This is a genomic window from Flavobacterium poyangense (assembly GCF_011751075.1).
Taxonomy (GTDB): domain Bacteria; phylum Bacteroidota; class Bacteroidia; order Flavobacteriales; family Flavobacteriaceae; genus Flavobacterium; species Flavobacterium poyangense.
Genome location: NZ_JAALLN010000038.1, coordinates 1 through 1951, shown reverse-complemented (window position 1 = coordinate 1951; position 1951 = coordinate 1). Strand labels below are relative to the sequence as shown.

Below are 1951 nucleotides of genomic sequence, written 5' to 3'. Positions count from 1 at the left end.
CGATCTTTGTGGTGTTCGGGAGGGTCCCATTCTCCCCGCGGCGTCGGACCGCGTCCAAGTCCATCTTGAATGGGGCCACTTACCCGTAGAGGGTGCCAGGCCCGTAGTGACCGGGACGCGCCGTGGGAGGACCTCTCCTTAGAGTCGGGTTGCTTGAGAGTGCAGCTCTAAGTTGGTGGTAAACTCCATCTAAGGCTAAATACTACCACGAGACCGATAGCGAACAAGTACCGCGAGGGAAAGATGAAAAGGACTTTGAAAAGAGAGTCAAAGAGTGCTTGAAATTGCCGGGAGGGAAGCGGATGGGGGCCGGCGATGCGCCCCGGTCGTATGCGGAACGGCTTCTGCTGGTCCGCCGATCGGCTCGGGGCGTGGACTGTTGTCGGCCGCGCCGGCGGCCTAAGCCCGGGGGCCTTAGGTGCCTCCGGAAGCCGTCGTCGGCACCGCCGGTTCTTGCGCGCCTAATGGCGCATCCCTCGGGATGCTGCGCTGCAACGGCCTGCGGGCTCCCCATCCGACCCGTCTTGAAACACGGACCAAGGAGTCTGACATGCGTGCGAGTCGACGGGTTCTTAAACCTGGGATGCGCAAGGAAGCTGACGAGCGGGAGGCCCTCACAGGCCGCACCGCTGGCCGACCCTGATCTTCTGTGAAGGGTTCGAGTTGGAGCACGCCTGTCGGGACCCGAAAGATGGTGAACTATGCCTGAGCGGGGCGAAGCCAGAGGAAACTCTGGTGGAGGCTCGAAGCGATACTGACGTGCAAATCGTTCGTCTGACTTGGGTATAGGGGCGAAAGACTAATCGAACCATCTAGTAGCTGGTTCCCTCCGAAGTTTCCCTCAGGATAGCTGGAGCCCATTACGAGTTCTATCGGGTAAAGCCAATGATTAGAGGCATCGGGGGCGCAACGCCCTCGACCTATTCTCAAACTTTAAATAGGTAGGACGGCACGGCTGCTCCGGTGAGCCGTGCCATGGAATCGGGAGCTCCAAGTGGGCCATTTTTGGTAAGCAGAACTGGCGATGCGGGATGAACCAAACGCCGAGTTAAGGCGCCTAAGTCGACGCTTATGGGATACCATGAAAGGCGTTGGTTGCTTAAGACAGCAGGACGGTGGCCATGGAAGTCGGAATCCGCTAAGGAGTGTGTAACAACTCACCTGCCGAAGCAACTAGCCCTGAAAATGGATGGCGCTGAAGCGTCGCGCCTATACTCGGCCGTCAGAGGCAAGTGGGGCGGCGAGCAGCGATGCTCGTCGTCATGAAGCCCTGACGAGTAGGAGGGTCGCGGCGGTGTGCGCAGAAGGGTCTGGGCGTGAGCCTGCCTGGAGCCGCCGTCGGTGCAGATCTTGGTGGTAGTAGCAAATACTCCAGCGAGGCCCTGGAGGACTGACGTGGAGAAGGGTTTCGTGTGAACAGCCGTTGCACACGAGTCAGTCGATCCTAAGCCCTAGGGGAAACCCGATGCAGATGCCGGCCTTCCGACCAACGTGCAGCAACCACGTGACCTATAAGCGCGTAGGCGAGCGGCCGCCCATTATCGCAGCAGGAGGGCCGCATCGGGCGAAAGGGAATCCGGTCCCCATTCCGGAACCCGGTCGCGGAACCGTCTCACGTCGAGCCCCGCGTCTCAGTACGCATAAGTTCGTCGGGGTAACCTAACATGACCCGGAGAAGCCGTCGGGAGGCCTGGGAAGAGTTTTCTTTTCTGTTTGAGCGTTCGGGTTCCCTGGAATTGCCTAGCGCAGAGAGAGGGAATGGAGCGCGTAGAGCACCGCAGTTGCGGCGGTGTCCAGGCATGCCCTTCGGACCGTGAAAATCCGGGGACGGGCTACGTGGAGGTTCGCGCCGGTTCGTACCCATATCCGCAGCAGGTCTCCAAGGTGAAGAGCCTCTAGTCGATAGAATAATGTGGGTAAGGGAAGTCGGCAACTTGGATCCGTAACTTCG

1 rRNA gene is annotated in these 1951 nt (G+C 59.8%); it reads left to right on the top strand.

Annotated features, from left to right (window positions below):
- Window positions 1–1951, top strand: a 23S ribosomal RNA gene (locus tag G3A47_RS23690); the annotation flags it as partial.